We start from the raw sequence: 26694 nt of genomic DNA, 5'->3' as shown, positions 1-26694 counted from the left end.
CTATTTTGTAGGCAGAATAGTTCCTTAGCTCCCAATGGATACCGGACCCAAAATGCAGCAGCCGCTCGTCGCCATCTCGACCGACGTCCGCCAGTTCGACAACTACACCTGGCATGCCGCCCCGCAGCAATATCTGGAGGCGGCGATTTCGGGCGCCGGCGTGTTCCCGGTGCTGGTGCCGTCCTTCGGCGATCGGCTCGACTTCGATGAATTGCTGTCGTCGGTCGACGGCGTCATGGTCACCGGCTCGAAGTCGAATGTGCATCCCTCTCTCTATGGCGGCGACGCCAGCGAAAAGAACGGCCCATACGATCCGGCGCGCGACGCCACGACGCTGCCGCTGATCCGCCGGGCGGTGGAGCGCGGCGTGCCGCTGCTCGCCATCTGCCGTGGCATCCAGGAAATGAACGTGGCGCTGGGCGGCACTTTAGCCACCGAGATCCAGGAGCGCGAAGGCACGCTCGACCACCGCGCGCCGGTGAGCGACAATCAGGACGAGCGCTTCGCTATCCACCAGAAAGTGACGATCAAGCCCGGCAGTTGCCTGGCAGGCGTGTTCGGCGCTGGCGAGATCATAGTCAACTCCGTGCACCGCCAGGCGGTAGACCAGCTCGGTCCGAAGCTGCAGATCGAGGCGATCGCCGACGACGGCACGGTCGAGGCGGTCTCCGTGCGAGACTCACGCGCCTTCGCTGTTGGCGTGCAATGGCACCCTGAATATTGGGTCAAGTCGGACAGCAACTCGGCCAAGATATTCCGCGCCTTCGGCGACGCCGTGCGCCTGCACGCGGCGACGAAGTCCGGCGCGCGCGCCGCAGCGGAATAATCCCGATTATCAGTTGCCGGCAGCCGATTGATCTCGGTTGTCGGCTGCCGCCAGCGACAGCAGCGGCAACGCCGGTGCGTAGGATTCGTAGCCGTCGCCATCGGCAACGGCGAAGGTGACGATCGGATCGGTGCCGTTGGCGCTGAAGGCAACCGTGCCGTCCTCCTGCTCGCGCCAGAATTTCGCGCGCTCGATGCCGGGCAAAAGCCGGCGGCAGGTTGAGGCGATCGTCAACAACGACAGACCCTCCGAGACTTCAGCACCGCGTTTCACTGCGCAGGCCGCCTCGTCGCCATTGGCTGTCAGCCGGTAGGTGCTGGATGGCTGAGCTTCCCTAGCGACACTTGCGCCACTGCCGCCGTGGAAAAGCTGAATGCCGCCGGCCAGTGCGGCAACCGCAATCAATGCTGAAAGCGTCTTCACTCTGTTTCTCCGCACGTTCGAAGGCGCGGCAGCGCGCTTCAAAATTTTGCCCTGATGCATGAGCCCAAAACCCCTGCGGGTTTTTGAGAATATGCATAACGAAGTATGCAGAATGATTTCAAAGCGTTAAGCCGACGTTAATAAGTGTGGCGGCCTGCAGTTCAGCTGCGCGGCTTGACCTGCACCGTCTCCGACACGGGGGTCAGCGGCCGGCGCTCGGCGAACCAGGACACCAGATTGTCGACGCAGAGGTCCGCCATGCCCCAGCGGGTATGCTCCGAAGCCGAGCCGACATGCGGCAGCAGCGAGGTGTTGGGGGCGGCCAGCAGTGCCTGCGGCACGTTTGGTTCGTCGGCAAAGACATCGAGCCCGGCGGCGGCGATGGTGCCGCTGGCAAGCGCTGCGGCAAGGGCAGCCTCGTCGACCGTGCTGCCGCGGCCGATGTTGACGAAGACGCCGTTCGGCCCGAGCGCCGACAGGATCTCGGCATTGACGGCATTTTCCGTCGAAGTGCCGCCCGGCGCGACCGAGATCAGCGTGTCGACCGCTTCGGCAAGCCCCTTCAGCGTCGGATGATATTGATAGGCCAGGCCCTCGACCTGGCGGCGGTTGTGATAGGCGACCGGCAGGCCGAAGGCTTCCAGCCGCCGGGCAATGGCCAGCCCGATGCGGCCCATGCCGAAGATACCGACGCTGCGGCCGCGCAAGGTAAGCCGGCTCAGGCGATAGGCGCCGTTCTTCACCCAGTTGCCGTCGCGGAGCCATTTCTCGGCGGCATACATTTCGCGCACGGTGTTGATCAAAAGGCCGATCGCCGTGTCGGCGACCTCCTCGGTCAGCACGTCGGGCGTATTGGTGACCATGATGCCGCTTTGCGCGGCGTGGTTGGCGTCGACCGAATCGTAGCCGACGCCGAAATTGGCGATGATCTCGAGATTGGGCAGCGCGTCCATCAAGGCGGCATTTATCCCGCCGAACGAAGCGATGCCGCGTACCGTGCGCCGCATCTCTTCGGTGACAAGAGCCGGATCGGCCTGTTCGATCGTCACCCGCTGGAATGCCTGGTCGATGCGGCCGATGGCGTGCTCGTTGAAATGGCCGGGCACCAGGATGGCGACCGGCTCTCCAAGTTCAGGCTTTGTCATGCACGCTCCACCGGCTTGCCGGTCGACTGACGCACATGCAGTTCCGGCTTGATCAGTTCCTGCGACGGCCGCACCGTCTGTCCGTTCAGCTTGTCGAGCAGCGCACTGGCGGCGCGACGGCCGACCTCGCGCTGGCCGTTCCAGACCGTGGTCAGCGCCGGCGTTGCGATCGCAGCCTCCTCGAGATCGTCATAGCCGGTGACGGAGATGTCGACGCCCGGCACCAGGCCAGCGCGCGCGATGCCGTTCATCAGCCCGATGGCGACGAGATCATTCCAGCAGCAGGCGGCGGTTGGCTTGTCTTTCAGCGCCAAAAACTGTCCAGCGGCCTCGAAGCCGGCCTGCTTGGTGCGCGGACCGGCGATGCGCCAGGACGGCCTGACCTCCAGCCCCGCCGCTTCCATGGCGTTGACATAGCCCTGGTAGCGGTCGCGGCCGGTCGAAGTCTGGTCGGTGCCGCCGATCATGGCGATGCGCTTGTGGCCGAGCGAGATCAGGTGGTTGGTGGCAAGCCCAGTGCCATAGGCATCGTCGCCGCGGAAGACCGGCACGTCGGCCCCGGCGACAGAGCGCGCGATCAGCACCGCCGGCAGGCCGTTTTCCTCGGCCATGATGATGTCTTCGGCAGGTGTGCCGATGGCCGGCGACATGATGACGCCGTCGGCGCCAAGCTGCAGCAGCGTGTCGATGAAGGTGCGCTGCTTTTCGAGCTGGTCGTAATGGTTCGACAGGATGAAGGTCTGCCGGCTGCGGTCGAGTTCGCTTTCAATCGAGCGCAGGATTTCGGCGAAGAAGGGGTTCATGATGTCGTGCACGACGACGCCGACAATGCCCGAGCGCGAGGTGCGTAGGCTGGCGGCGCGGCGGTTGTAAATATAGCCGATGGCGCGGGCATGTTCCTTGATGCGGTCGCGCGTGCTGCCGGCGACCAGCGGGCTGTCGCGCAGCGCAAGCGATACCGTGGCCGTGGACACGCCAAGGGCATCCGCGATCGTCGAAAGCTTGATCTTCTGTGCCAGCGCCTTGCGCTCCCCGAAGCGATTTAAACTGTTTAAAGGCGGCTCTTATGCCATCGATCGGGAGCAAATCAAAGTTTTTTTGCCAGCGTTTCCGCCTCCGCGTCCAGCGCCGCGTGATTGCGCAGGCGAAGCCGGTGTTCGCGATGAATGATGTAAAGGCCGCTGGTGACGATGATGGCCGCACCCACAAGCGTCCAGCGGTCGGGAAACTGGTGGAAGATGATCCAGCCGGACAGGATCATCCACACCATCTGCGAATAGGGGTAGGGGGCGAGTGCCGTGGTCGTCGCCAGACGATAGGCCTGCACCAGCAGCCAATGACCGGTGGCGCCGAACACGCCGAGCATCAAGAGGATGAACCAGTGCCAGCCGTCCTGCGGCAGCGACAGCGAGAACGGCAGTGTGGGCAGGAGCAGCACCGCCGGCGCCAGCGCCGAAAACAGGATGAGGCTCTCCGAGCTTTCGCTCGCCGACATGCGGCGGGTCATGATGACATAGAAAGAGTTCGACAGCATCGAGCCGAGCGCAAACAGGTGGCCGACGCCGAAAACGCCGACGCCCGGCCGGGTGATGATCAGCACGCCGACGAAGCCTGTCAGGATCGCCAGCCAGCGGCGCCAGCCGGCCCATTCGCCGAGCAGCGGGCCGGCAAGGGCGGTGATCACCATCGGACCGAAGAAGTAGATCGAGGTGGTCTCGGCCAGCTGCAGGGTTCTGAGCGCCATGATGTTGAACATGGTCGAGCCGAACAGCAGGACGCCGCGCAGGATGTGGGCCGGTAAATTGTTGGCGCGGAACCGCGACGGCTCTTGCCAGCCACGCAGAAAGATGCCGACCAGCAGCACGTGGACGACGAAGCGGGCCCAGGCGACGATCAGCGCCGAGATGCCGGCCAGCACGAGATACTTGCTGCTGGTGTCGAGAAAGGTGAAGCAGACATAGGTGGAAAGCATGAACAGCATCGCCGTTGGCGGCGTTGCGCTTTCGTCTGGTTTTCTGGGAACGCTCAATTTCGGGCCGGAAGGAAAGGTAGATAGGTCACCTTTGCGGCAATCGCCCCCTGCCGGCAAGTCAAAAGCGACTGGCACAACAAGCGCTGTCGACAGGCTTAGAGCGCGGCTGGAACCATCGTCGGCAAAGCGCTTGACCCACCCGATCCTGCTTCAGGCGTGCATGCGGGCGCCCTTGGTGATCTTGTCGACCAGTTTCTTCTCGGCGCGCAGCGCGATCCCGACGACCTTGGCGTCATCTGGGGCGAATTCGGCGAAAACGGCGCGGTTGGCGGCGTCAAAGCCGGTCGAGAACATCTCCTCGACATAGAGCGACGTCGTCACGCCGCGCTCCAGCGCGCGCCGGTGGATGCTGGAGAGCGTTTCGCTATCCGCCGAGAGGACGATGACCGGCTGGATCGACAGCGGGTTGTAGATGTTGCCGGCACGGTCGCGATAGGGTTGGCCGATGATATCGGCAAATTGCGCGACGATGCCGCTGGTCAGGAAGGCGGTGACGTTGAGCTTCTGCCAGACGGGAAGATCTTGCCTGAGCACGATTGCAAATTTTGTATCGAGCATGAGACAGTCGCCAGTTCCAGAGTATTGTTGAAGCGATGACGCACGATCTAGGCCGGCAGGCCCTCCAGGGTCTTGAACGTTTGTGCTGGGATACTGCCGAGGACGGCATCGTCTCGGCGCCTGGCACGGCCGGCATCGAGCGCATCGAGGCGCGGTTTCATGGCAACGCCTTCGATCTCCACCGCCACGATACCTACGCGATCGGGGTGACGCTGCACGGCGTACAGAGCTTCCGCTATCGCGGCGCGGCGCATCACAGCCTGCCCGGCCAGATCATCATCCTGCATCCCGACGAATTGCACGACGGCGGCGCCGGTACCGAGGAAGGCTTGCATTACCGGATACTCTATCTGGAGCCGTCGCTGCTGCTCGACTGCCTGGGCGGCGCGCCATTGCCTTTCGTCGAGGATGCCGTGATGAGCGATCCGGCTTTGCGTGGCACGCTGCTTTCCGCACTGGTGCCGCTCGATGAGGAACTGGACGAACTGTTTGTTGCCGATTTCATTGCGCAGCTGGCGCAGAACCTGGGACGCCATGCCGGGCAGCCGGCAAAGCCGATGGAAAGGACGGCGTGGCGCGCCGCAGCACTGGCGCGCGACTATCTGGAAGAGAATGCCGAGCGGGCGGTGCGGTCCAATGAACTGGAAGCCGTCACCGGCCTCGACCGCTATGCGCTTTCGCGCCATTTCCGCGCGACCTATTCCACGAGCCCGCACCGTTTCCTTTTGATGCGCCGGCTGCAGCGGGCACGGCGCATGATCGAGGCAGGAGAGGCGCTGGCCGAGATCGCCATTGCCGCCGGCTTCAGCGACCAGAGCCATTTCAACCGTCATTTCAAGAAGGCGTTCGGCCTGACGCCGGGACGCTGGTCGGCGCTGGTGCGCGGCCCATCGACGGCGGCGGCGTAGGGTCGAAGACATTGATAGAGGAGGCTGGACGATGCGGAATGCGTTGCCTACCGGACGACGCGGAATGCGTCGCCGGTTAGTCGTCGAGATCGGCGTCGTCGTCGATCAGCACCAGATCCTCGTTCGAAAGGTTTGCTTCGATACGGGCGAGCAGCTTGAACAGCGCCTTCTGGTCCTTCTTGTCGAGGCCCTTCAGCGCCTGCTTCTCGGTCTTCTTCACCGATTTCTCGATGGCGTGGATGATCTCGCGGCCGGTGTCGGTGAGGAAGATGTGGGCCTGACGGGCATCGTTCACCGAAGCACGCTTTTCCAGGAAACCCTGCGCCTGCAGCCGGTTGATGGTCTTGGTGATGGTCGGCGGGCGCACGCCGAGGCGGCCGGCGAGGGTGCCCGGTGTCTGGCCGTCCTCGCGGTCGAGCGACAGCATGATCTGGTCCTGTCCGGCATAGAAGCCATGCGCCAGAAGCCGCGCGGCAAGAGCCGTACGGGCCAGCCGCGCCGCCGAATACAGCCGGCTCATTGTTGCAGTTTTGTCCGCCTTGGCCATGGTTATCCTTCTTCGGCCGAACCGGTACCGGCAGCATAGACGCAGCCGCCCGGTTGGCAATCGACGATCAAAAAGAATCCGGCTTGCGAAAACAGCTTTGCCGGCAAGCATTGCGATGTCCGCCGTGGTGAATGCCAGATGTTTATTTCAGTTAGATGACAAACGACTTTTTGGGCCGGAGGACTTTTCCCGTGGGCATGGGAGGAGCTCGAAACCGAACTCAGCCGGCCTTCACAGCGACGACCAGCAAGGCCTGATAGGCATCCGCCGTCTCGCGCAAGGCGGCCTGCGACAAGGGTCCGGCCCGTTGCGCTATGCCGTCCCGCGCATTCGAGGTGTCGCGTTTGCCGCGACGGTCGTTGTAGGGCGAGACGGTCGCAAAGATCTGATCGCTCAAGCCGTCGGGGAAGAACAATTGGCCGGTCATCACCGATCGTTCGTCGGGGAAGACCTTGAAGTGGATATGGGTGGTGCGGCCGCGATACCAGCCAGGGTAGATGGTGGCGAAGGAGACGATGCCGCTTGCGTCCGTCTTCTGCCAGCCGCGCAGGAATGTCTGGCCGGAGGTATCGACATCCTGGCCGTCGCCCTGTCCCGGGTAGCCGGAATAGTGCCCTTGCGCATCGCAATGCCAGATATCGACGCGGGCACCGGCAAGCGGTTGGCAGGCGGCATCGACGATCTGCAGCCGCACATTGAGACCGACGCCCTTTTTGCCTTCGGTGACATCGGCACGCTCGAGTTTCGGGTCGAAATAGAACGGCCCCTCCGTCACCTCAGGCGTGATGGTGCAGACGCCGGCGCCGGCGTCGAACAGGGCAAGCCCGGCATAGGGCGAAGCCTGCGCGGCCCTTGCGGCAGCCGGCAGGAAGGCGCCGCCGCCGGCTGTCACGGCGATGAGGCCGAGCGCCTGACGCCTGTCCAATGGCATTTTGGGCGGTTTGTTGGACATCTGGCCCCTCTCGCGCCGGCCTGTTTGGCCCAGTGGTTTGCCTCGTGCAAAAGCATAGCGCACATCCTATATGGAGCCGACAACATCCTTTACGAGGCCCGGAGTTTTCGAGATCCGGATTTTCGGGGCCAGATAATTCGAGGCAAGACATGAGCGATGCACAGACGCAGATCCCCGTAACCGTCCTCACCGGCTATCTCGGCGCCGGCAAGACGACGCTGCTCAACCGCATCCTCTCGGAAAGCCACGGCAAGCGCTATGCCGTCATCGTCAATGAATTCGGCGAGATCGGCATCGACAATGATTTGATCGTGGAGTCCGACGAGGAAATCTACGAGATGAACAATGGCTGCGTCTGCTGCACCGTGCGCGGCGACCTGATCCGTGTCGTCGAGGGCCTAATGCGCCGGCCCGGCCGTTTCGACGCCATCGTCGTCGAGACCACCGGCCTGGCCGACCCGGTGCCGGTGGCGCAGACCTTCTTCATGGACGACGACGTGCGCTCCAAGACCAGGCTCGACGCGGTGGTTGCGCTGGTCGACGCCAAGCACCTGCCGCTCAGGCTGAAGGATTCCAAGGAAGCCGAGGACCAGATCGCCTTCGCCGACGTCGTCGTTCTCAACAAGACTGATCTCGTCACGCCCGACGAACTCGCCAAGGTCGAGGCGACGATACGCGCCATCAACCCGGCGGCCAGGATACATCGCACGACGCGCGCCGGCGTGGCGCTGGCCGAGGTGCTCGATCGCGGTGCTTTCGATCTTTCGCGGGCGCTGGAGAACGATCCGCATTTCCTCGAAGCGCATGACGATTACGATCACCACGACCACGATCATCATGACCATGACCATGACGGGCACGACCATCACCATCACGCGCATCCGTCCGACATCCATGACGTGACGGTGCAGTCGGTGTCGCTGCGCGGCGGCGAGATGGATCCGAAGAAGTTTTTCCCCTGGATCGAAAAGATCACCCAGATGGAAGGCCCCAACATTCTTCGTCTGAAAGGCATCATCGCGCTCAAGGGCGACGGCGAGCGCTATGTCATCCAGGGCGTCCACATGATCATCGAAGGCGACCACCAGCGCGCCTGGAAGGACGGCGAAAAGCACGACAGCCGGCTGGTCTTCATCGGCCGCGAACTCGACGCCGAGCGGCTGAAGAAGAGCTTTGACGCCTGCCAGGCCGCTTGATTTCCAGGCCTTATAACGCTAGCGCTGCCTCCTTCTATCCTTCTCCCACAAGGGAGAAGGCGAAGCGCACCTAGTCGCGCTGTGACGTAGACGGCCGGCAACAATCTCGAATGGACCAGCTCGTATGCCCACCGTCGCCCCGCTGGATCTTGAAGGCCATTGCGTCGCCGCCGTCTTCCTCGGCGACGTACCGCATTTCGCGCTGGCCGATGGCGCGGTCCACCGGCTCGACCATGGCCACAAAACCGTGCAGGCCAATGACGGGCTGCTCGCCACCTTCCATGACGAGGCGAACGACCGGCTGATCACCGGTGGCGAGGATGGCAAGGTGTTTGCCATTGCCGCCGGCGGCAATGCCGTAGAACTGGCGAGCGCCGGCAAGAAATGGATCACCAGCGTCGCCGCCGGGCCGCAAGGCGCCATCGCCTATGCCACGGGCAAGACCGCCTATGTGCGCTTTGCCGACGGCAAGACCAAAGAATTCGCGCATCCGCGCTCGGTCGAGGGGTTGGCCTTTTCGCCAAAGGGCATGCGCTTCGGCGTCGCCCGCTACAATGGCGCGACGCTGCATTTCCCGGCCGCCGAGGGCAAGCCGGTCGAGCTCGAATGGGCCGGCGCCCATACCGGCATCACCTTTTCGCCGGATGGCGCCTTCCTCGTCACCACCATGCAGGAAAACGCGCTGCATGGCTGGAAGCTGGCCGACGGCAAGCACATGCGCATGAGCGGCTATCCCGGCAAGGTCAAAAGCCTGTCGTGGAGCGCCAAGGGCAAATGGCTGGCCAGTTCCGGCGCGCCGGCGGCGATCGTCTGGCCGTTTTCGGGCAAGGACGGGCCGATGGGCAAGGCGCCGCTGGAGCTCGGCACGCGTGGCAATGCCATGGTGACCACGGTCGCCTGCCATCCGAGCCAGGATGTCGTGGCCGTCGGCTATGACGACGGCATGGTGATGGCGGTGCGCTTTGCCGACGCCAAGGAAGTGTTGTTGCGACGCCCGGGCAAAGGCGCCATCACCTCGATGATGTGGGACAAGGAAGAGCGCCGCATCGCCTTCGGCAGCGCGGCCGGCGACTGCGGCGTCATCGACATCACAGCCTGAACTCGCTTACTCGGCACCGCACGATACCTTGCCGGTGACTTCAACCGGCTTGCCGTCCTGGTCCGTATCCGCGGCGGCGTCATAAATGGCGAGCGTGTAGCGGCCGTCATAGACGCCTTCGTCGCTGGTCTTGGTCAGGATCGTCAGTTCGACCGAGTTGTACGTTTGCGCGGCCTCGTGCTCGCGATAGATGTTCAGCCGCAATTCCTTGCCGTCGAGCCAGTACTGCGTCAGGTTCGAATCCTCGAACCCGGTCTTGCGCAGGCTGTCACCGGCAGGCCTGTTGAGAATTTCGAGATCGCCGCGAAAGTTGAAGGTCGGCCCGCCCATGCCCCTGGTGACGCCGGCTTCGACCTGGAATATTGCCGCCGCATCTTCAGCGGAGCACCAGATTCCGCCGCTCGCAAAGGCCGCGCCAGCCGACATAAGCAACGTCGCAGTGCAGATGATCGCCCGCATTTTTTCTCCCCCAAAACCACAAGCCCGGCCGTATTGGCACCGGGGTTTGCCTCGAGGTCAAGCGGCAGGCGAGTGGCGCTGAGCCAATGCAGGGCAACCAGGCGGCCAATTGCGGGTTGAGACCGCGATTGTCTACAGTGCCCGGCGAGAGGGCCCTCATGCATTCAATCGACCATTCAAGAACTTCGATCGGTGGCATCGGCCGCGACCGCATCGCCAGGCTGTGCGAGACGGAGGCGGAGGTTTTCCGCAAGGCGCGGCCGAAATCGGCGGCAAAAATTGGCAACGGCCTGCCCGGTTTCTTCGGCGGCGTGCCGATGCATTGGATGAACGACTGGCCGACACCGTTCCCGATCCTGGTCGCCAGCGCCAAAGGCGCGACCATTACCGATATCGATGGCAACCGGCTCGACGATTTCTGCCTCGGCGACACCGGCTCGATGTTCGGCCATTCGCCGCCGCCGGTGGCGCGGGCCATCCGCCGCCAGGCCGGGCGCGGCCTGACCTACATGCTGCCTTCCGAAGACGCGCTCGCCATCGGCCCCCTGTTGCAGCAACATTTCGGCCTGCCGTTCTGGCAGATTGCGACGACGGCGACCGACGCCAACCGCTTTGCGCTGCGCGTCGCCCGCGCCGTCACCGGTCGGGAAAAGATCCTGGTCTTCAACGGCTGCTATCACGGCTCGGTCGACGAGACGATGGTGCGGCTGGTCGACGGCACACCGGCCAACCGGCCGGGACTGGCCGGCGAATTCCGCGACCTCACCCAGAAAACCGGGGTTGTCGAGTTCAATGATTTGCCGGCGCTGGAAGCCGCGTTGCGCGGCAAGGATATTGCCTGCGTTATCACTGAACCGGTGCTGACCAACTCCTGCATGGTGTTGCCGGACCCCGGCTTCCATGACGCGTTGCGAAAGCTGACCCGCGCGGCCGGCACGCTGCTCCTGATCGACGAAACCCACACCATTTCGACCGGACCCGGCGGCTACACCAGGACATACGGGTTGGAGCCGGATTTGTTTGTGCTCGGCAAGCCGATCGCCGGCGGCGTGCCGGCGAGTATCTGGGGCATGAGTGAGGATGTCGCCACGCGCTATGCCGCCTATGACAGGACCAAGCAGCCGGGCTATTCCGGCATGGGCACGACGCTGTCCGGCAACCCGCTGCAATTCGCGACGATGCGCGCGACGCTGGAAGAGGTGATGACCAAGGCGAACTATGACCGGATGGACCATCTGGCGCTGCGGCTCCACGCCGGGCTGACCGGGGTCATCGACCGCTATCGCCTGCCTTGGCATGCTGCCCGTGTCGGTGCCCGCGTCGAATTCATCTGCGCGCCCGACCCCTTGAGGAATGGCGGCGAGGCCGAAGCAGCGCATGCGCCGGAGCTCGAAGCCGCGATCCATGTCGCGCTGGTCAACCAGGGCGTGCTGATTGCGCCTTTCCACAACATGATGCTGATCTCGCCGGCCACCACTGCCGCCCAGGTCAATCGGCTGATCACCGCCTTTGGCGCGGTTGCGGCAAGGCTTGCGGCATGAGACAAGCGCGCATGCCAACCCCAACTGCCGTAGCGACCTCACCTTCGGGCTCGACGCCCAGCGAAGCGAAAGCTTTCCTCGACGCCCATCCCGAGATCGAAGCCTTCGACATCGTCTTGACCGACGCCAACGGCGTCGGCCGCGGCAAGATCGTGCGCCGGCATGAGCTGATGAGTATTTTCGAGGGCGGCCGGCACATGCCGATCTCCATCCTCGGCCTCGACATCACCGGCGAGGATGTGCACGAGACCGGGTTGATCTGGACGACCGGTGACGGCGACCTCCGGGCATGGCCGATCCCCGGCACGCTGGTGCCGCTGTTCGGTACAAGTCCGCCGCGCGGCCAGGTGCTGATGGCGATGTACCATCTCGACGGCCAGCCGATGTCGTCCGACCCGCGGCTGGCGCTGGCCAGGCAAGTGGACATATTGGCGGCCAAAGGCCTGCATCCCGCCGGCGCCTTCGAGCTCGAATTTTTTCTCCTTGCCAATGAGCGCGATGCCGGCGGCAATGTGCAACCGGCAAATGCCGTGCTCGACGGTCGTCGCTCCGCCAAGACCGAGGTCTATTCCGTCGACCATCTGCACGGCATGGAGCCGCTGTTTTCCGACATCTATGCCGCGGCCAAGGCGCAAGGCATTCCGGCCGAGACGGTGATTTCCGAATATGCGCCCGGCCAGTACGAGCTGACGCTGAACTACCGCAAGGACGTCATGCGGGCAGCCGACGATCTCGTCATGCTGAAACGGCTGGTGCGGGCGCAGGCGCGCCGTCATGGCGTCACCGCCTGCTTTATGGCCAAGCCGATCGAGAAATATGCCGGCTCGGGCATGCATTTCCATGTCTCGCTGCAGGACGATGCCGGCAGGAACCTCTTTGCCGAAGCCGCCGGAGAGACATGGTCGCTGCCGCTGCTGCGCGGCCTCGGCGGCCTGATCCAGACCATGGCGGAATCGATGCTGGTGTTTGCGCCGCACGCCAATTCCTGGCGGCGTTTCGTCTCGCAATCCTATGCGCCGGTGGCGCCGACCTGGGGCGTCAACAACCGTTCGGTGGCGCTGCGTGTACCGGCGGGCGACGCCAAAAACCGGCGCATCGAGCACCGACCCTCGGGCGTCGACGCCAATCCCTATCTGGTGGCGGCAACCGTGCTCGCCGGCATCGTCAAAGGACTTGACGACGGCCTCGACCCCGGTCCGGAAACAACCGGCAACGGTTATGAATCGGCCGTCACGCGAACAACGATGCCGGTGGACTGGCGCGCCGCGATCGAGGCCGCACGGGTTTCAACGTTCCTGAAAGGCGCGCTCGGCGAGGATTTGCACCGGACCTTCGTGGCGATCAAGCAATCGGAATATCTGCGCGTCGCCCGCACCGTCAGCGAACTGGACTACCACCTCTATCTGCATGAGGTGTGATTAGGGCTTGATAGCCGACTGACCGTTTCAGCGGATCAGGATCGCCCGCAGATCATTGACATTCGTGCCCGTAGGGCCGGGCACGAAAAGATCGCCTGTTGCATTGAATGCCATCCAGGCATTGTTGCCGGCCAACATCGCCTTGGCGTCGACACCCGCCGTCCTCATGCGCGACACCGTCGAGCCGTCGGCAAAGGCGCCGGCATTGTCTTCCGAACCGTCGATGCCGTCGGTATCGGCGGCGAGTGCATGGACGCCCTCCATGCCGCTGATGCCGATGGCGAAGGCGAGCAGGAATTCCGAGTTGCGGCCGCCCTTGCCCTTGGCGCGGAGCGTCACCGTGGTCTCGCCGCCCGACAGGATCAGCACCGGCTTTTGGAACGGCCGGTTGCGCGTCGCGACCTCGCGCGCGATCGCCGCGTGCACGCCGCCAACCTCGCGCGCTTCTCCCTCGATGGAATCGGAAAGAATGACGGCCTCCACGCCCTGCCGCTTCGCTTCGGTGGCCGCCGCTTCCAGCGACACACCAGCCGAGGCGATCAGGTGCACCTCATTGGCCGCAAAGCGCGGATCGTCCGGTCGTGGCGCATCGGCTGCCGGCGAATTGATATGCGCCATGACCGAAGCCGGCAGTTTCATGCCATAGGCGGCGATCGAGGCCAGTGCATCCTCGCGGCTGCCGGTGTCGGGAACGGTCGGCCCGGAGGCGACCAGCGCCGGATTGTCGCCGGGAATATCCGAGACGACCAGCGACACCACCTTGGCCGGATAGGCGGCGGCGGCCAGCCGGCCGCCCTTGATGGTCGAGAGATGCTTGCGGATGGTGTTCATCGCCGCGATCGGCGCGCCGGAGGCAAGCAGTGCCTCGTTGACGGCGATCTCGTCGGCCAGTGTCAGGCCGCCGGCCGGCGAAGGCAATAGCGCCGAACCGCCGCCCGAAATCAGCGCCACCACCAGGTCATCAGCGGTCAGTCCCTGGACTTTCTCCAGCAATCGCCGTGAGGCCGCTAGGCCGGCCGCATCCGGCACCGGATGCGCTGCTTCGATGATCTCGATCCGCTCGCATTTGGCGCCATAGCCGTAGCGGGTGACGACCAGCCCTTCGATCGGACCGTCCCACACCTTTTCGAAGGCAGCCGCCATCTGCGCCGAGCCCTTGCCTGCGCCGATGACGATGGTGCGGCCCTTTGGCTTCGCCGGCAAATGATCCCGGATCGTCCGTTCCGGGTCAGCGGCGGCCACCGCGGCGTTGAAGATCGCGGTGAGGAAGGTCTTCGGATCGAATTCTGTCATTTTGCTTCCGGCGGCAATGCCAGTTCGGCTGCGTCAATGCGCAGATAGTTGCACAGCGCATCGACCACGACGCCGTGGTCTTCGCGCTCCGGCAGGCCCGAGACGGCGATCACGCCGATGACGCCAGCGCCCCTGACCGTCACCGGAAAGCCGCCGCCGGCCAGCACGTAGTCGGCGATATCCAGCCCTTCGCCGACCTTGAAGGTGCGGTCGGGGCGCTGCTGCTCAAGCACCATGCGGTAGGTGCTTTTCAGGAACCGCTTCACCACGTTGATCTTGCGCCGCGCCCAATCGGGATTGGAGGCGTTCGAGCCCGGCATCGCCGCGTAGAAGAGCGGCCGGTCGAAAGTCCTGATGTCGACGATTATGGGCATGTTCTCGGCCAGCGCGCGGTCGCGGATCGCCGAACCGATCTTGAACGCGACGGCCTCGTCGAAGCTGGGCAAGACGAGCGTGGCTTCCTGTTTTTTGATCAGAGCGATGTCGTCGGCAATGGCCATGTCGTTCCCCTGTCAATGTCGCCGCACGCTTTGACCGATGGCTGCCGCCGGGTCAAGCGGGGAACGCACCAGGTCAGGCCGGCATGTCGCGCTTGGCCGGTCGCCCGGCGACATAGACCTCGCGGACAGCGCGGTCATCGCCCAATGTCTGCAGCAGGAACAACTCCTCAGCCAGGGTTTCGATGGTTTCCATCCTGAGCCGCATGGCCGGTGTCGCGCGAGCGTCGAGCACAACGATGTCGGCGTCGGTACCGGCATCGAGCGTGCCGACTTTGTCAGCGACAGATAGCGCCTCGGCATTGCCGCGCGTCAATTGCCAGAAGGATTGGAACGGGTTCAGCTTTTCGCCATTCAGCGCGATGACCTTGTAGCCTTCGTCCATGGTGCGCAGCATGGAGTAGTTGGTGCCGCCGCCGACATCGGTGGCGGCGGCGATGCGGAGAGCTTTGTCACGTGTGCGGTAGCGCTGATAATTGAACAGGCCGGAGCCGAGGAACAGGTTGGAGGTCGGGCAGAACACCGCCACCGAGCCGGAGCCCGATAGCGCGTCCGCCTCGCGTTCCGACAGATGGATGCAATGGCCGAACAGGCTTTTGCGCCCCAGCAGCCCATAATGCTCGTAGACGTCGGTGTAGTCGCGCGACCACGGGTAGAGTTCCCGGGTAAAGGCGATCTCGGCATGATTTTCCGACAGATGCGTCTGCATGTGGAGATCGGGGTTTTCGCGGCAGAGCGCGCCGGCCATTTCCAGCTGCTCCGGCGACGAGGTGATGGCGAAGCGCGGCGTGATGGCGTAGTGTTGGCGCCCCTTGCCGTGCCACTGGGCGATCAGCGCCATGCTGTCGTCATAGCCGGATTGCGGCGTGTCGAGCACGCCATCCGGCGCATTGCGGTCCATCATCACCTTGCCGGCGATGTTGAGCATGTTGCGGTCATGCGACTCGGCAAAGAAGGCCTCGGCGGAAGCCTTGTGAACCGAGCAATAGGCAGCGACCGTCGTCGTGCCGTGGCGCAGCATCTCGTCGAGGAACAGCCTGGCGATGCGGCGGCCGTGCTGAGCGTTGGCGAACTTCGTCTCCTCCGGAAAGGTATATTTGTTCAGCCAGTCGAGCAGTTCGGCGCCATAGGAGGCGATGACCTGCATCTGCGGAAAATGCACATGCGCGTCGATGAAGCCCGGCAACAGCAGATGCGGCCGATGGTCGATTTTTTCGATGCCTTCGCCCGCCTGTTTCTCGACTTGCGCATAGGCGCCGGCCGCAACGATCCGGCCATCGCGGATCAGCAGGCCGCCATCCTCCTCGTAGCGCCAGGCGGCATGGTCGTCGATGCTTTCAGGCCAGCGCAGGAAGGACAGCGTGCGGCCGCGCAGAAGGATGGAGGTCATGCTTATTTCCCTGCGCCTTCAAACCAGGCGACCAGCAGCGCCCGCTCCTTGTCGCTGATCTGGGTGACGTTGGCGGGTGGCATGGCGTGGCTGCGGCCGGCCTGCAAGTAGATTTCGCGGGCGTGCTCGGCGATGCTGGCGTCCGTATCCAGTATCACCCCCTTCGGCGCGTGGTAGATGCCCTCATAGGCCGGCTCCTGCGTGTGGCACATCGAGCAGCGGCCAAGCACGGTGTCGCGCACGGCCGGGAAATGCGCCGAGGCAATGTAGACCTCGGCCGCGGCGGAGGCCTTCGGCTCGCCGGTCAGCACCTTGGGCGCCGTCGACAGCCAGATGATGATGACGAACAGCACGGCGGCGCCGAGCCAGGTCCAGGTCGGGTTGCCCTTGCGCGCATGGACGCTGTTGAAATAGTGCCGGATCAGCACGCCGATGATGAACACCAGCGAGGCGATGACCCAGTTGAACTGGGTAGCAAACGCCAGCGGATAGTGGTTCGACAACATCAGGAACAGGACGGGCAGCGTCAGGTAGTTGTTGTGAAGCGAGCGTTGCTTGGCGATCTTGCCGTATTTCGGGTCGGGCTTCCTGCCGGCGATCAGGTCGGCGACGACGATCTTCTGGTTTGGGATGATCACCATGAAGACGTTGGCCGACATGATCGTCGCGGTGATGGCGCCGAGATGCAGGAACGCCGCGCGGCCGGTGAACAGGTGCGTCAGCCCCCAGGCGATGAACACCAGCACGCCGTAGAGAACCAGCATCAGGCCGGTGTCGCTTTTGCCGAGCGGCGAGCGGCACAGAAGATCATAGACCACCCAGCCGACGCCGATGGTCGCCAGCGACAGCAGGATGCCGACCGGCACCGACATCGGCAGCACATTCGGATCGATCAGGAACAGGTCAGCGCCCGCATAATAAACCACGCACAGCATGGCGAAGCCCGACAGCCAGGTGGCGTAGGACTCCCATTTGAACCAGGTCAGGTGCTCCGGCATCTCGGCCGGCGCCACCAGATACTTCTGGATGTGGTAGAAGCCGCCGCCATGCACCTGCCATTCCTCGCCGAAGGCGCCGGCGGGCAGGCCGGGTCGCTGGCGGAGCCCAAGATCGAGCGCGACGAAATAGAAGGACGAGCCGATCCAGGCGATGCCTGTGATGACATGCAGCCAGCGCACGGCGAAACTCAGCCAGTCCCAGAAAATCGCGAAATCCATCATTGAAGTCGTCCCTGCCGATGACGCGACTTTACGGTGTCGGGCGCAAACGAAAAGAGGCGAGGTGCGCGATGACTTTCAAAAAAAAATGGAAAATACTAGGCTTGGCATACTGAGCCGCATTGAGAGCCACGAAATCCGCATGGCCTATCTCGACAACATCGCCGTTTTCGTCCGCGTCGTCGAACTCGGCAATCTGTCGGCGGCGGGCCGCGACATGCGCATTTCGCCGGCGGTCGCCTCCAACCGCATCAAGGAGTTGGAGAAGCACCTCGGCGTCCGCCTGTTCAACCGCACGACCAGGCAGTTGATGCCGACCGAGCATGGCACCGTGTTCTATGCCGGTGCCAAGCAAGTGCTGGAAGCGATCACCGAGGCGGAAGCCGCCGTCTCGGCGCTGTCAGGCCAGCCGCGTGGGACGATCAGGGTCACCGCGCCGCTCGGCCTTGGCCGGCGGCTGGTAGCGTCGGGCATTCCCGATTTCCACGACAAATACCCCGATATCGAAGTCAGGCTTCGCCTCTCCGACCACAATGTCGACATCATGAAGGAAGGCATCGACGTTGCCTTCCGTCTCGGCATCATCGAGGATTCCAGCCTCCGGATGCGTGGCATCATGGAATGCGAGCGCGTGCTGGTGGCGGCGCCGAAATATCTGGAGGCGCGCGGCGAACCGAGCGAGCCGCACGAACTGATCGGCAAGAAGCACGACTGCCTGATGCTGCGTTATTCCGGTGCGCGCGAATATGTGTGGACGTTGCAGATGCCCGGCGGCCCGCAGAAATTCGAGGTGCATGGGCCCTATGACACCGATGATGGCGACGTGCTGACCGGCTGGGCGCTGTCCGGCCGCGGCATCATCAACAAGCCGCGCTTCGAGGTCGAGCCGTTCATCCGCGATCAGCGGCTGAAGGTGATCCTTGCCGACACGCCGCCGACGCCGGTGCAGTTCGCCGCCGTCTATCCGCACAAGAAGCTGCAGGACCCGAAGGTGCGGCTGCTGCTCGACTTCATGGCTGAGCGCTGCCAGCGGCTGATCAAGGATCTGCTGGCCGGCAAATGACGGTCCGCTGGCCCACTCGACAGGGTTGCCTTGAACGCAGGTGAACTTAGCTTCGCGTCATGCATCTCGCTGTGTCGCTCAATATTGCTTCCGTTGCCGAACTGGATTTCAGCCGTTTGGCTGGTTTCGTGCGGAAGGCCGAAGCGGCCGGGCTGGACATGGTCAGCATTTCCGATTCCAGTGGCAGCCAGCAATCGGGCAGCCCGTTCGAGGCGACGACCCTTCTGGCGGCACTGGCGACCGTGACCGAAAGGATCGGGCTCGTTGCCAGCGCCTCGACGCTTGCCCACCAGCCCTACAATCTGGCGCGCCGTTTTGCTTCCCTCGACATCATCAGCCATGGCCGAGTGGGCTGGAACGTGACGATGTCGCAAAACCCGCGCGAAGCGGCCAATTTCAGCCGGCCGGAAGGCATTTCCGACGATGATTTTGGCCGCCGTGCGGAAGAGTTCATCGGCATCGTGCAGGGCTTGTGGAAGGGCTGGGATACGGATGCGCTGCTGTTCGACAAGATCGGCGGCCGCTTCCACGACCCGGAAAAGATGCACCTGCTCGACCACAAAGGCGAGTTCTTCTCGGTGCGCGGCCCGCTCAATGTGGCGCGCTCGCCGCAGGACACGCCGGTGCTGGTGATGTCGGGCCTGTCGGAAGCCGACCTCGATTTCGCCGCCCGCATCGCCGACGTAATCCTGCTTGAGGAACAATCGCCGGAGGGCGCGAATGCCGCTTGCGACGACCTGAAACGACGGGCGCTTGCCAATGGCCGTAGCCCGGACGCCGTGAAGGTGCTGCTGACCGTTGCTGCAGGGTCCGAGCTTGCGGCCGACAGGTTGGAAGCGTGGTTCGGCCCGGAAGGCTGCGACGGATTCAGCCTGGTCTTGCCGGCGCTGCCTACGGCGCTTGACGATTTCGCCGATCGCGTCCTGCCGGAACTTCGCCGTCGCGGCCTGCTGCGGCCCGACTACACCGGCACGACGCTGCGCGCGCATCTCGGACTTGGCGGAGGCAACAGGCCATGACCGCGCACAAAAGACAGATGAAGCTCGGTCTCTTCCTGTGGGCGACGGGGCACCACATCGCCGCCTGGCGCCATCCCAAGGCGCATGTCACGGCGGGTATCGACATCGACCATTACATCCAGCTGGCGCGGACGGCCGAGGCGGCCAAGCTCGACATGATCTTCTGCGAGGATGCGGCCGGCCTGCGCGAGGCCAATGTCGGCATCGCCAGCCAGACCTCGCGCTCGATCGGCTTCGAGCCGATCAGCCTGCTTGCGGCGATCGCCGTCCAGACCGAGCGCATCGGCCTCGTCTCGACCGCCTCGACCAGCTACAACGAGCCCTATGGCTTGGCGCGGACCTTCGCGTCGCTTGATCAGCTGAGCGGCGGCCGCGCCGGCTGGAACCTGGTTACCTCGGCTAGCCACATCGAGGCTGCCAATTTCGGCTTGACCGGCCTGCGCCCGCATGCCGACCGCTATGAGCGGGCACGTGAATTCGCCACCGTGGTCACAGGCCTCTGGCGCGGCGCCGACACTGGCGGCCTCAGCCATGATGGCCAAAGCTTCTCGGTCAAGGATGCGCTCGATCTGCCGCGCTCGCCGCAGGGCGCGCCGGTCATGGTGCAGGCAGGAGCATCGGAGGACGGCAAGGACCTTGCCGCCAGGACCGCCGATGTCGTGTTCAGCGCGGCGCAGACATTCGAGGAAGCAAAAGCCTTTTACGACGATCTCAAGGGGCGGCTGGCTGCCTATGGACGCGAGCCGGACGACATCAAGATCATGCCGGGCGTGGCGCCGGTCGTTGCGGCAACCAAGGCCGAGGCCCAAGAGAAGTATGAGGAATTGCAGGAGCTGATCCCCGACGACGTCGGCGTCGCGCTGCTCTCCAGCTATCTCAGCATCTCCGATCTCTGGCGCTATCCGATCGACGGACCGCTGCCGGAACTGCCGCCCAGCGAAGGGATGAAGAGCCGGCAGGCGCTGGTCATCGAGCAGTCTCGCCGCGACAATCTTTCCATCCGCGACCTTGCCCGCCACTTCGCCGGCGCGCGCGGCCACTGGCGCGTCGTCGGTACCCCGGCGCAGATCGCCGATGAATTGCAGGCGCGCTTCGAAGGCGGCGCCGCGGACGGCTTCAACGTGATGCCCTCCTGGTTCCCCGGCGAGCTCGATTCGTTTGCCACGCTCGTCGTGCCGGAACTGCAGCGGCGCGGCCTGTTCCGGGAGGAATACGAAGGCCGCACCTTGCGCGACCATCTCGGCCTGAAACGGCCGGTGTGAAACGCCTCAGCTCACGTCCATCATGCGCGCGCTTCCGGACACCCTGATCGAGCTGCCCGGCGTCGGCGGGATATCGGCATGGAGCCGCGAACGCATGCCCATATCCTCGCCCTGCACGATATCGATGGCGCCACCATGCGGCCAGCCGAGGTCGCGCAGATAGCCGGCAAAGGCGGCGGTCGCCGCACCTGTCGCCGGGTCTTCATAGACGCCGCCCGACGCGAACGGATTGCGGGTATGCAAAAGGCGCGGCGTCTCGGCATAGGCGAGCAGGATCGTGACCAGCCCTTCGCGCCGCATCAGCGCCTGCCCGGCTTTCAAATCATAAGCCATGGCAGCCAGCGCTTGGCGTGACTTCAGCGCCAGCACGAGATGGTCGGCGCCGCCATGGATCAATGCCGGCGCAATGGCCGGGTCGAGAACCTCAGCCGAGTAGCCGAACAGCGTCAGCGTCTCTGCGAGAAGCTCGGGCGGAGCGGCCTTGCTGCGCGTCGGTGGCGACTGCAGCGCGGCGGCGATGTTCGTGCCGTCGCGAAATCCTTCGACAGTGATCCCGGCCTGGTTGAGGATCAGTGGAAAAGTCCCGTCCCCGAATTGCCGGACGAGGCCCGCGCCGAGCGCGATCGTGGCATGGCCACAGAAACGAACCTCGGTTTCAGGCGAAAAGTAACGAACCCGCCAGCCATCGCCCTCGGGGGCGGCAAAGGCGGTTTCCGAAAATCCGACCTCGGCAGCGACACGCTGCATTGTAGCGGCATCGGGCAAGGCATCGCCTATCACCACCCCGGCAGGATTGCCACCGGTGTCGCCATCCGAAAAGGCCGCGATTCGCAATATGTTCATCTCGTTTCCGCCCAGGTTGAAGGCGCGCAGCAAACGTCTTTTCGGGCGATTTGGGAAACGAAGAAAGCGAGGAGCAGCTGTGAGTGGGGGTCACAGCCCGCTGGATTTGCCGGCTAAGCCGGCGCAGTCACCCGGCCACTTGCATTCCAGCTGAAACGGAAGCCGAGGCGGCATGGGCAACCAGCGCCGTCATGATCTCGGCGGCCGCCAGCGCTGCGATCACTTGCGGACGCTTGTCCTTGACGGCATCGCCGCCGATCGGCGAGACGAGGCGGGCGAATTCCGCCTCGCTGCCGTCCGCCGACTTCAGGAACCAGTTCTTGAACGTCGCCTTCTTGGTTTTCGAACCGATCATGCCGACATAGGCGGCATCGTCGCGCTTCAGCGCCTCAGCGACGATCAGGAAATCAAGCGCATGGTCGTGCGTAAGGATGGCGAAGGCCGATCCCGCCGGCGCCTCGCGCACCACGGCCTCGGGCATCGGCGTCAGCCTCGTCTCGACCGTTTCCGGCATGCCTTCCAGTGCGTCGGCGCGCGTCTCGACGACGACGGCATGAATGGGCAAAAGCGCCAGCGCCGATGCCAGCGCCTGGCCGACATGGCCGCCGCCAAAGAGATAGACGTGAGGCAGACGCGCCTCTTCCGCTTCCGCATTGCGGATCAGTTCGGCCTCAAGCGCCGCGTCGAGCAGCCGAATCGACACCTCGACCCTGCCGCCGCAGCACTGGCCGATTTCCGGCCCAAGCGGCACGTCAAGCGTGGCGCAGACTTCGTCGACCTCGATGCGGGCTCCCCTCCCCCTCGAGGGGAGGGTGGCGGCGAAGCCGCCGGGTGGGGCCGCCGCGGCACTGCCCGACATTTTCCCAAGTCTCGCGCTACCGGCCCCCTCTGGTCGCTTCGCGGCCATCTCCCCGAGAAGCATCTGCTGTGCCTTGTCGATCGCCATATATTCGAGCTGGCCGCCGCCGATCGTGCCAAAGATCGCCATACGCGAGACGAGCATGAAGGCGCCCTTCTCACGCGGCGTCGAGCCTTTCGTGCCTGCCACTTCGACCAGGGCAACCCGGCCGGCACCAGCTAAAAAGGCTTTCAGGCTGTGCACTTTCGAGTTCATTTTCGCGTTCCCGATTGGGAAATATAGGCGTTTTCGACCGGATTTGCACGATTTGGCCGATTCACACCTTCGTCTTGGCCTCGACTTTCAGCCGCTCGATCGCCATCAGCACCCGCTCCGGTGTCGCCGGCGCATCGAGGCGCGGGCAGATCTTGTGATCGGCAACGCTCGCCACCGCATCCGACAGCGCATGCAGCACGGACATGCCGAGCGGGAAGGGCGGCTCGCCGACCGCTTTGGAGCGATGCACCGTCGGTTCGCTCGCCTCCGGCCAGTCGGCCAGCGTCACGTTGAAGATCTTCGGTCGGTCGGAAGCGAGCGGGATCTTGTAGGTCGACGGCGCATGCGTGCGCAGCCGGCCCTTGCCGTCCCACCAAAGTTCCTCGGTTGTCAGCCAGCCCATGCCCTGGATGAAGCCACCCTCGATCTGGCCGAGGTCGATGGCGCGGTTCAGCGAGCGGCCGGTCTCGTGCAATATGTCGGTGCGCTCGACCATGTACTCGCCGGTCAGCGTATCGACCGACACTTCCGAGCACGACGCGCCATAGGCGAAATAGTAGAAGGGGCGGCCCTGGCCCTTGTCGCGGTTCCAGTGGATTTTCGGCGTCTTGTAGAAGCCCGCCGCCGAAAGCTGGATGCGCGCCATATAGGCCTGCTTGATGAGATCGGCGAAAGCGATTTCCTGGTTGCCGATGCGCACCCGGTTCGGCAGGAAGACAACCTGGTCGCGCGGCACCTGGTATTTTTCGGCGGCGAAGTCGGTCAGCCGGTCCTTGATCTGCCTGGTGCCGTTCTGCGCCGCCATGCCGTTGAGGTCGGAGCCGGAGGACGCGGCGGTGGCCGAGGTGTTCGGCACCTTGCCGGTGGTCGTGGCGGTGATCTTCACCTGGTCGAGGTCGATCTGGAACTCTTCCGCCACCACTTGCGCGACCTTGAGATAGAGGCCTTGCCCCATCTCGGTGCCGCCATGGTTCAGATGCACCGAACCATCGGTGTAGACATGCACCAGCGCGCCGGCCTGGTTGTAGTGCGTGGCGGTGAACGAGATGCCGAACTTGATCGGCGTCAGTGCCAGTCCGCGCTTGATGAAGCGGCTGTTGGCGTTGAAGGCCTCGATGACGCGGCGGCGCCTTGTGTAGTCCGAACTCGCCTCCAGTTCGGCGACAACGCGGTGGATGATGTTGTCTTCGACCGTCTGATGATACGGCGTGATGTTGCGATCCGAGGTGCCATAAAAGTTCTGCTTGCGGATCTCGAGCGGGTCCTTGCCGACGGCAAAGGCAACCTCATCGATGACGCGCTCGGCGCCGACCATGCCTTGCGGGCCGCCGAAGCCGCGGAAGGCGGTGTTCGACACGGTGTTGGTGTAGAGCGGCGCCGACTGCGCATGCACGGCGGGCCAGAAATAGGTGTTGTCGCAGTGGAACAGCGCGCGGTCGGTGACCGGGCCGGACAGGTCCGACGAGAAGCCGCAGCGCGCCGCGAACATGAAATCGACGCCCAAAATGTTGCCGTCATCGTCAAAGCCGACCTCGTAGTCGACGAGGAAATCATGGCGCTTGCCGGTGGCGATCATATCGTCGTCGCGGTCAGGCCGGATTTTTACGGCGCGATGGTGGCGCTTGGCGGCGATCGCGGCCAAGGCGGCAAACTGGTTGCCTTGCGTTTCCTTGCCACCAAAACCACCGCCCATGCGGCGGATTTCCACCGTGATGGCATTGCTCGGCACGCCGAGCGCATGGCTGACCATATGCTGGACTTCGCTCGGATGCTGGGTCGAGGAATAGATGGTGACGTCATCGTCCTCGCCGGGGATGGCCATGGCGATATGGCCTTCCAGGTAGAAATGATCCTGGCCGCCGACACGCATTTGCCCTTTGAGCCGGCGCGGCGCCGCCTTGATCGCGGCGGCGGCATCGCCGCGCTTCAAGGTCAGCGGCGGCGTGACCAGCTTGTCCTTGCGGGGATCGAGCGCGCCGATGTCGGTGACAAAAGGCAGCTCCTTGTATTCGACCTTGGCCAGTCTGGTGGCGCGGCGCGCCTGTTCGCGCGTCTCGGCGATGACGCAGAAGATCGGCTGGCCGTAGAACTGCACTTTGCCGTCGGCCAGCACCGGCTCGTCATGGCGGCCGGTCGGCGAAATGTCGTTCTCGCCGGGGACGTCCTTCGCCGTCAGCACGTCGACGACGCCGTGGGCGGAGCGCACCGCCGACAGGTCCATCTTTGTGATCGTGGCATGCGTGGCCGTGCAAAGCCCGAGGCATCCATGCAGCGTGCCGGCAGGCTCCGGCATGTCGTCGATATAGACGGCGGTGCCGCTGACATGCTTGTGCGCGGAATCATGGCGCTGGTCGGTGGCAACGCCGCCGGAGATTTTTTGTGCCTTGAGGTTGGGGGTGTGCTTGGTCATCACGCCGCCTCGTACCGTGAAACCTGGAACGGCGCCTTGGTTCCGGTGGTTTCGACAAAGAAGCGCAGCAACAGGTTCTTCGCCGCCATCGCCCGGTATTCGGCCGAGGCCCGCGTATCGGTCAGCGGCGTGAAGTCTTTTGCGTATTCGGCCATCGCCGCTTCCACCGTCGCTTCCGTCCACGGATTGCCGAGCAACGCCTTTTCCACGCCGAAGGCCCGTTTCGGCGTCGCCGCCATGCCGCCATAGGCGATGCGGATATCAGCCACTGTGCCGTTCTTGGCCAAGGTCAGGTAGAAAGCGCCAAGCGCGGCGGTGATGTCTTCGTCACGGCGCTTGGTGATCTTGTAGACGGCAAACTTTGTGCCCTTGGCCGGCACCGGTACATGCACGGCCTCGACGAACTCGCCCGGCTGTCGGTCTTGCTCGCCATAGGCGACGAAGAAGGATTCGAGCGGGATCGTGCGGCGCTTCTTGCCGCGGCGCAGCGTGAGGCGCGCGCCGAGCGCGATCAGGGGCGGCGGCGTGTCGCCGATCGGCGAGCCGTTGGCGATGTTGCCGCCGATCGTGCCCATATTGCGAACCTGCTCGCCGCCGATACGGTCGAACAGCGGCCCGAGCGTCGGGATGCGCTTCGCCAACATCGAGAACGCCTCGCTGTAGGTGACGCCGGCGCCGATCGAAATCACGTCCCTGTCCTCGGAGATCGTGCACAGACCATCGAGATTGCCGATGAAGACTGCCGGCGAGATGTCGCGCATGTGCTTGGTCACCCACAGGCCGACATCGGTCGAACCGGCAACGATGGTGGCGCCGGGCTCCTTGTCGAGCACGCTGGCCAGATCATCTGCATTGGCCGGCACGACCAGCCGCTGCTTGCCGGCACCGATCTCGATGCGCGAACCGTCCTTCATCGCCGCGAGCTTGGCGGTGATCGCCTTGCGCTCCGCCGCCAACCGGTCCTTTGCCGCCTTGCCGTAACTGGAGATGGCGCGGGCGGCGCGCACGATCGCCTCGTAGCCGGTGCAGCGGCAGAGATTGCCCTGCAGCGCCTTTTCGATCGCAGCATCCGAAGGCTCGGGCGATCGCATCCACAGCGCATAGAGAGACATGATGAAGCCCGGCGTGCAGAAGCCGCACTGTGAGCCGTGGAAATCGACCATTGCCTGCTGCACGGGGTGCAGCTTTTCGCCGTCGCCGCGCAGATGCTCGACGGTGACGACATGGGTTCCGTCGAGCGAGCCGAGGAAGCGGATGCAGGCGTTGACGCTTTCATAGACCAGCCTGCCGGCGGAAAGCCTGCCGACCAGCACGGTGCAGGCGCCGCAATCGCCTTCGGCGCAGCCTTCCTTGGTGCCGCGCAGCGTGCGGCTGAGCCGCAGCCAGTCGAGCAAGGTCTCGTCGGGCGCGACGGTGGCCAGCATGACATCCTCGCCGTTGAGGATGAAGCGGATCTCGTTGCGGGTCTTGATCCTGGCCATG

Annotated in this window: 25 protein-coding genes; 9 read left to right on the top strand and 16 right to left on the bottom strand. The window is 64.2% G+C overall.

Features of this window, described 5'->3' with window-relative positions:
- The first annotated feature begins 52 nt into the window (after positions 1 to 52).
- Positions 53 to 826 (top strand): gamma-glutamyl-gamma-aminobutyrate hydrolase family protein, encoded by a 774-nt coding sequence (locus tag AC1RUK_RS26180; RefSeq protein ID WP_481838327.1) that lies wholly within the window; start codon positions 53 to 55, stop codon positions 824 to 826.
- Between the two features lie 9 nt (positions 827 to 835).
- Here AC1RUK_RS26180 and AC1RUK_RS26175 read toward each other — a convergent pair whose 3' ends face one another.
- From AC1RUK_RS26175 to AC1RUK_RS26155, 5 genes are all read right to left on the bottom strand, one after another.
- Positions 836 to 1249 (bottom strand): hypothetical protein, encoded by a 414-nt coding sequence (locus AC1RUK_RS26175; protein ID WP_481838328.1) that lies wholly within the window; start codon positions 1247 to 1249, stop codon positions 836 to 838.
- Between the two features lie 161 nt (positions 1250 to 1410).
- On the bottom strand, positions 1411 to 2394 hold the full coding sequence (locus AC1RUK_RS26170) for a 2-hydroxyacid dehydrogenase (protein WP_481838329.1): 984 nt from the start codon (positions 2392 to 2394) through the stop codon (positions 1411 to 1413).
- Positions 2391 to 3413 (bottom strand): LacI family DNA-binding transcriptional regulator, encoded by a 1023-nt coding sequence (locus tag AC1RUK_RS26165; protein ID WP_120011830.1) that lies wholly within the window; start codon positions 3411 to 3413, stop codon positions 2391 to 2393. The genes AC1RUK_RS26170 and AC1RUK_RS26165 overlap by 4 nt, the downstream gene beginning before the upstream one ends.
- 68 nt (positions 3414 to 3481) lie before the next feature.
- Positions 3482 to 4366, bottom strand: coding sequence for a DMT family transporter (locus tag AC1RUK_RS26160; protein ID WP_481838330.1), 885 nt, complete (start codon positions 4364 to 4366; stop codon positions 3482 to 3484).
- 210 nt (positions 4367 to 4576) lie between these two features.
- Positions 4577 to 4984, bottom strand: coding sequence for a DUF2000 family protein (locus tag AC1RUK_RS26155; protein ID WP_481838331.1), 408 nt, complete (start codon positions 4982 to 4984; stop codon positions 4577 to 4579).
- A gap of 35 nt (positions 4985 to 5019) precedes the next feature.
- Between AC1RUK_RS26155 and AC1RUK_RS26150 the strand changes: the two genes are divergently transcribed.
- Complete coding sequence (locus tag AC1RUK_RS26150; RefSeq protein ID WP_481838332.1) at positions 5020 to 5892, top strand: AraC family transcriptional regulator; 873 nt, start codon at positions 5020 to 5022, stop codon at positions 5890 to 5892.
- Positions 5893 to 5968: 76 nt separating this feature from the next.
- Here the strand turns inward: AC1RUK_RS26150 and AC1RUK_RS26145 are convergent, their stop codons facing one another.
- Both AC1RUK_RS26145 and AC1RUK_RS26140 read right to left on the bottom strand, forming a co-directional pair.
- Entirely contained in the window at positions 5969 to 6439 is a 471-nt protein-coding gene (locus AC1RUK_RS26145; protein ID WP_481838333.1) for a MarR family winged helix-turn-helix transcriptional regulator, read from the bottom strand.
- Positions 6440 to 6659: 220 nt separating this feature from the next.
- Positions 6660 to 7391, bottom strand: a complete 732-nt coding sequence (locus AC1RUK_RS26140) for an intradiol ring-cleavage dioxygenase (protein WP_481838334.1) — start codon at positions 7389 to 7391, stop codon at positions 6660 to 6662.
- 149 nt (positions 7392 to 7540) lie between these two features.
- Here AC1RUK_RS26140 and AC1RUK_RS26135 point away from each other — a divergent pair, with 149 nt between their 5' ends.
- Both AC1RUK_RS26135 and AC1RUK_RS26130 read left to right on the top strand, forming a co-directional pair.
- Positions 7541 to 8587 carry a CobW family GTP-binding protein gene (locus AC1RUK_RS26135; RefSeq protein ID WP_481838335.1) on the top strand — a complete coding sequence of 349 codons (1047 nt, stop codon included), beginning with the start codon at positions 7541 to 7543 and terminating at the stop codon, positions 8585 to 8587.
- Positions 8588 to 8711: 124 nt separating this feature from the next.
- Entirely contained in the window at positions 8712 to 9686 is a 975-nt protein-coding gene (locus AC1RUK_RS26130) for a WD40 repeat domain-containing protein (protein WP_481838336.1), read from the top strand.
- Between the two features lie 6 nt (positions 9687 to 9692).
- Here AC1RUK_RS26130 and AC1RUK_RS26125 read toward each other — a convergent pair whose 3' ends face one another.
- On the bottom strand, positions 9693 to 10145 hold the full coding sequence (locus AC1RUK_RS26125; protein WP_481838337.1) for a hypothetical protein: 453 nt from the start codon (positions 10143 to 10145) through the stop codon (positions 9693 to 9695).
- A gap of 158 nt (positions 10146 to 10303) precedes the next feature.
- Between AC1RUK_RS26125 and AC1RUK_RS26120 the strand changes: the two genes are divergently transcribed.
- Both AC1RUK_RS26120 and AC1RUK_RS26115 read left to right on the top strand, forming a co-directional pair.
- The gene (locus AC1RUK_RS26120) at positions 10304 to 11686 is read left to right on the top strand and encodes an aspartate aminotransferase family protein (protein ID WP_481838338.1); all 1383 of its coding nucleotides are present in this window, start codon (positions 10304 to 10306) and stop codon (positions 11684 to 11686) included.
- Positions 11683 to 13104 (top strand): glutamine synthetase family protein, encoded by a 1422-nt coding sequence (locus AC1RUK_RS26115; RefSeq protein ID WP_481838339.1) that lies wholly within the window; start codon positions 11683 to 11685, stop codon positions 13102 to 13104. Before AC1RUK_RS26120 ends, AC1RUK_RS26115 begins: the two co-directional genes overlap by 4 nt.
- A gap of 27 nt (positions 13105 to 13131) precedes the next feature.
- On the opposite strand, the gene AC1RUK_RS26110 is transcribed toward AC1RUK_RS26115, so the two are convergent.
- From AC1RUK_RS26110 to AC1RUK_RS26095, 4 genes are all read right to left on the bottom strand, one after another.
- On the bottom strand, positions 13132 to 14397 hold the full coding sequence (locus AC1RUK_RS26110) for a glycerate kinase type-2 family protein (protein ID WP_481838340.1): 1266 nt from the start codon (positions 14395 to 14397) through the stop codon (positions 13132 to 13134).
- Positions 14394 to 14897 (bottom strand): heme-degrading domain-containing protein, encoded by a 504-nt coding sequence (locus AC1RUK_RS26105; protein WP_481838341.1) that lies wholly within the window; start codon positions 14895 to 14897, stop codon positions 14394 to 14396. The genes AC1RUK_RS26110 and AC1RUK_RS26105 overlap by 4 nt, the downstream gene beginning before the upstream one ends.
- A gap of 73 nt (positions 14898 to 14970) precedes the next feature.
- Positions 14971 to 16284, bottom strand: a complete 1314-nt coding sequence (gene guaD / locus AC1RUK_RS26100; RefSeq protein ID WP_481838342.1) for a guanine deaminase — start codon at positions 16282 to 16284, stop codon at positions 14971 to 14973.
- Positions 16285 to 16286: 2 nt separating this feature from the next.
- The gene (locus AC1RUK_RS26095; RefSeq protein WP_436170365.1) at positions 16287 to 17504 is read right to left on the bottom strand and encodes a urate hydroxylase PuuD; all 1218 of its coding nucleotides are present in this window, start codon (positions 17502 to 17504) and stop codon (positions 16287 to 16289) included.
- Between the two features lie 139 nt (positions 17505 to 17643).
- Between AC1RUK_RS26095 and AC1RUK_RS26090 the strand changes: the two genes are divergently transcribed.
- From AC1RUK_RS26090 to AC1RUK_RS26080, 3 genes are read left to right on the top strand one after another with little or no spacing between them, the layout of a single operon-like run.
- Complete coding sequence (locus tag AC1RUK_RS26090) at positions 17644 to 18564, top strand: LysR family transcriptional regulator (RefSeq protein WP_481839387.1); 921 nt, start codon at positions 17644 to 17646, stop codon at positions 18562 to 18564.
- Between the two features lie 59 nt (positions 18565 to 18623).
- A complete protein-coding gene (locus tag AC1RUK_RS26085) occupies positions 18624 to 19583 on the top strand; it encodes an LLM class flavin-dependent oxidoreductase (protein WP_481838343.1) in 960 nt (319 codons plus the stop codon).
- Complete coding sequence (locus tag AC1RUK_RS26080) at positions 19580 to 20845, top strand: LLM class flavin-dependent oxidoreductase (protein ID WP_481840134.1); 1266 nt, start codon at positions 19580 to 19582, stop codon at positions 20843 to 20845. The genes AC1RUK_RS26085 and AC1RUK_RS26080 overlap by 4 nt, the downstream gene beginning before the upstream one ends.
- A 6-nt stretch (positions 20846 to 20851) precedes the next feature.
- Here AC1RUK_RS26080 and AC1RUK_RS26075 read toward each other — a convergent pair whose 3' ends face one another.
- The 4 genes from AC1RUK_RS26075 to xdhA all read right to left on the bottom strand — a co-directional run bounded on the left by AC1RUK_RS26075 (position 20852) and on the right by xdhA (position 26693).
- Positions 20852 to 21688, bottom strand: coding sequence for a PhzF family phenazine biosynthesis protein (locus AC1RUK_RS26075; protein WP_481838345.1), 837 nt, complete (start codon positions 21686 to 21688; stop codon positions 20852 to 20854).
- Positions 21689 to 21815: 127 nt separating this feature from the next.
- On the bottom strand, positions 21816 to 22802 hold the full coding sequence (gene xdhC, locus AC1RUK_RS26070) for a xanthine dehydrogenase accessory protein XdhC (RefSeq protein WP_481838346.1): 987 nt from the start codon (positions 22800 to 22802) through the stop codon (positions 21816 to 21818).
- Between the two features lie 61 nt (positions 22803 to 22863).
- Positions 22864 to 25212: a xanthine dehydrogenase molybdopterin binding subunit gene (gene xdhB, locus AC1RUK_RS26065; RefSeq protein WP_481838347.1), complete on the bottom strand. Its 2349-nt coding sequence runs from the start codon at positions 25210 to 25212 to the stop codon at positions 22864 to 22866.
- Positions 25212 to 26693 (bottom strand): xanthine dehydrogenase small subunit, encoded by a 1482-nt coding sequence (gene xdhA, locus AC1RUK_RS26060; RefSeq protein ID WP_481838348.1) that lies wholly within the window; start codon positions 26691 to 26693, stop codon positions 25212 to 25214. The genes xdhB and xdhA overlap by 1 nt, the downstream gene beginning before the upstream one ends.
- Position 26694: the final 1 nt, after the last annotated feature.

The organism is Mesorhizobium monacense, assembly GCF_056781675.1.
The sequence above is the reverse complement of the archived record's forward strand: the minus strand, read 5'-3'. Positions and strand labels throughout refer to the sequence as shown.

Bases quoted from the DNA above. Each gene is read 5' to 3' on its own strand.
- AC1RUK_RS26180 (WP_481838327.1), top strand. From the start codon at position 53: ATGCAGCAGCCGCTCGTCGCCATCTCGACCGACGTCCGCCAGTTCGAC.
- AC1RUK_RS26170 (WP_481838329.1), bottom strand. From the start codon at position 2,394: ATGACAAAGCCTGAACTTGGAGAGCCGGTCGCCATCCTGGTGCCCGGC.
- AC1RUK_RS26160 (WP_481838330.1), bottom strand. From the start codon at position 4,366: ATGCTTTCCACCTATGTCTGCTTCACCTTTCTCGACACCAGCAGCAAG.
- AC1RUK_RS26155 (WP_481838331.1), bottom strand. From the start codon at position 4,984: ATGCTCGATACAAAATTTGCAATCGTGCTCAGGCAAGATCTTCCCGTC.
- AC1RUK_RS26150 (WP_481838332.1), top strand. From the start codon at position 5,020: ATGACGCACGATCTAGGCCGGCAGGCCCTCCAGGGTCTTGAACGTTTG.
- AC1RUK_RS26145 (WP_481838333.1), bottom strand. From the start codon at position 6,439: ATGGCCAAGGCGGACAAAACTGCAACAATGAGCCGGCTGTATTCGGCG.
- AC1RUK_RS26140 (WP_481838334.1), bottom strand. From the start codon at position 7,391: ATGTCCAACAAACCGCCCAAAATGCCATTGGACAGGCGTCAGGCGCTC.
- AC1RUK_RS26135 (WP_481838335.1), top strand. From the start codon at position 7,541: ATGAGCGATGCACAGACGCAGATCCCCGTAACCGTCCTCACCGGCTAT.
- AC1RUK_RS26130 (WP_481838336.1), top strand. From the start codon at position 8,712: ATGCCCACCGTCGCCCCGCTGGATCTTGAAGGCCATTGCGTCGCCGCC.
- AC1RUK_RS26125 (WP_481838337.1), bottom strand. From the start codon at position 10,145: ATGCGGGCGATCATCTGCACTGCGACGTTGCTTATGTCGGCTGGCGCG.
- AC1RUK_RS26120 (WP_481838338.1), top strand. From the start codon at position 10,304: ATGCATTCAATCGACCATTCAAGAACTTCGATCGGTGGCATCGGCCGC.
- AC1RUK_RS26115 (WP_481838339.1), top strand. From the start codon at position 11,683: ATGAGACAAGCGCGCATGCCAACCCCAACTGCCGTAGCGACCTCACCT.
- AC1RUK_RS26110 (WP_481838340.1), bottom strand. From the start codon at position 14,397: ATGACAGAATTCGATCCGAAGACCTTCCTCACCGCGATCTTCAACGCC.
- AC1RUK_RS26105 (WP_481838341.1), bottom strand. From the start codon at position 14,897: ATGGCCATTGCCGACGACATCGCTCTGATCAAAAAACAGGAAGCCACG.
- guaD (WP_481838342.1), bottom strand. From the start codon at position 16,284: ATGACCTCCATCCTTCTGCGCGGCCGCACGCTGTCCTTCCTGCGCTGG.
- AC1RUK_RS26095 (WP_436170365.1), bottom strand. From the start codon at position 17,504: ATGATGGATTTCGCGATTTTCTGGGACTGGCTGAGTTTCGCCGTGCGC.
- AC1RUK_RS26090 (WP_481839387.1), top strand. From the start codon at position 17,644: ATGGCCTATCTCGACAACATCGCCGTTTTCGTCCGCGTCGTCGAACTC.
- AC1RUK_RS26085 (WP_481838343.1), top strand. From the start codon at position 18,624: ATGCATCTCGCTGTGTCGCTCAATATTGCTTCCGTTGCCGAACTGGAT.
- AC1RUK_RS26080 (WP_481840134.1), top strand. From the start codon at position 19,580: ATGACCGCGCACAAAAGACAGATGAAGCTCGGTCTCTTCCTGTGGGCG.
- AC1RUK_RS26075 (WP_481838345.1), bottom strand. From the start codon at position 21,688: ATGAACATATTGCGAATCGCGGCCTTTTCGGATGGCGACACCGGTGGC.
- xdhC (WP_481838346.1), bottom strand. From the start codon at position 22,802: ATGAACTCGAAAGTGCACAGCCTGAAAGCCTTTTTAGCTGGTGCCGGC.
- xdhB (WP_481838347.1), bottom strand. From the start codon at position 25,212: ATGACCAAGCACACCCCCAACCTCAAGGCACAAAAAATCTCCGGCGGC.
- xdhA (WP_481838348.1), bottom strand. From the start codon at position 26,693: ATGGCCAGGATCAAGACCCGCAACGAGATCCGCTTCATCCTCAACGGC.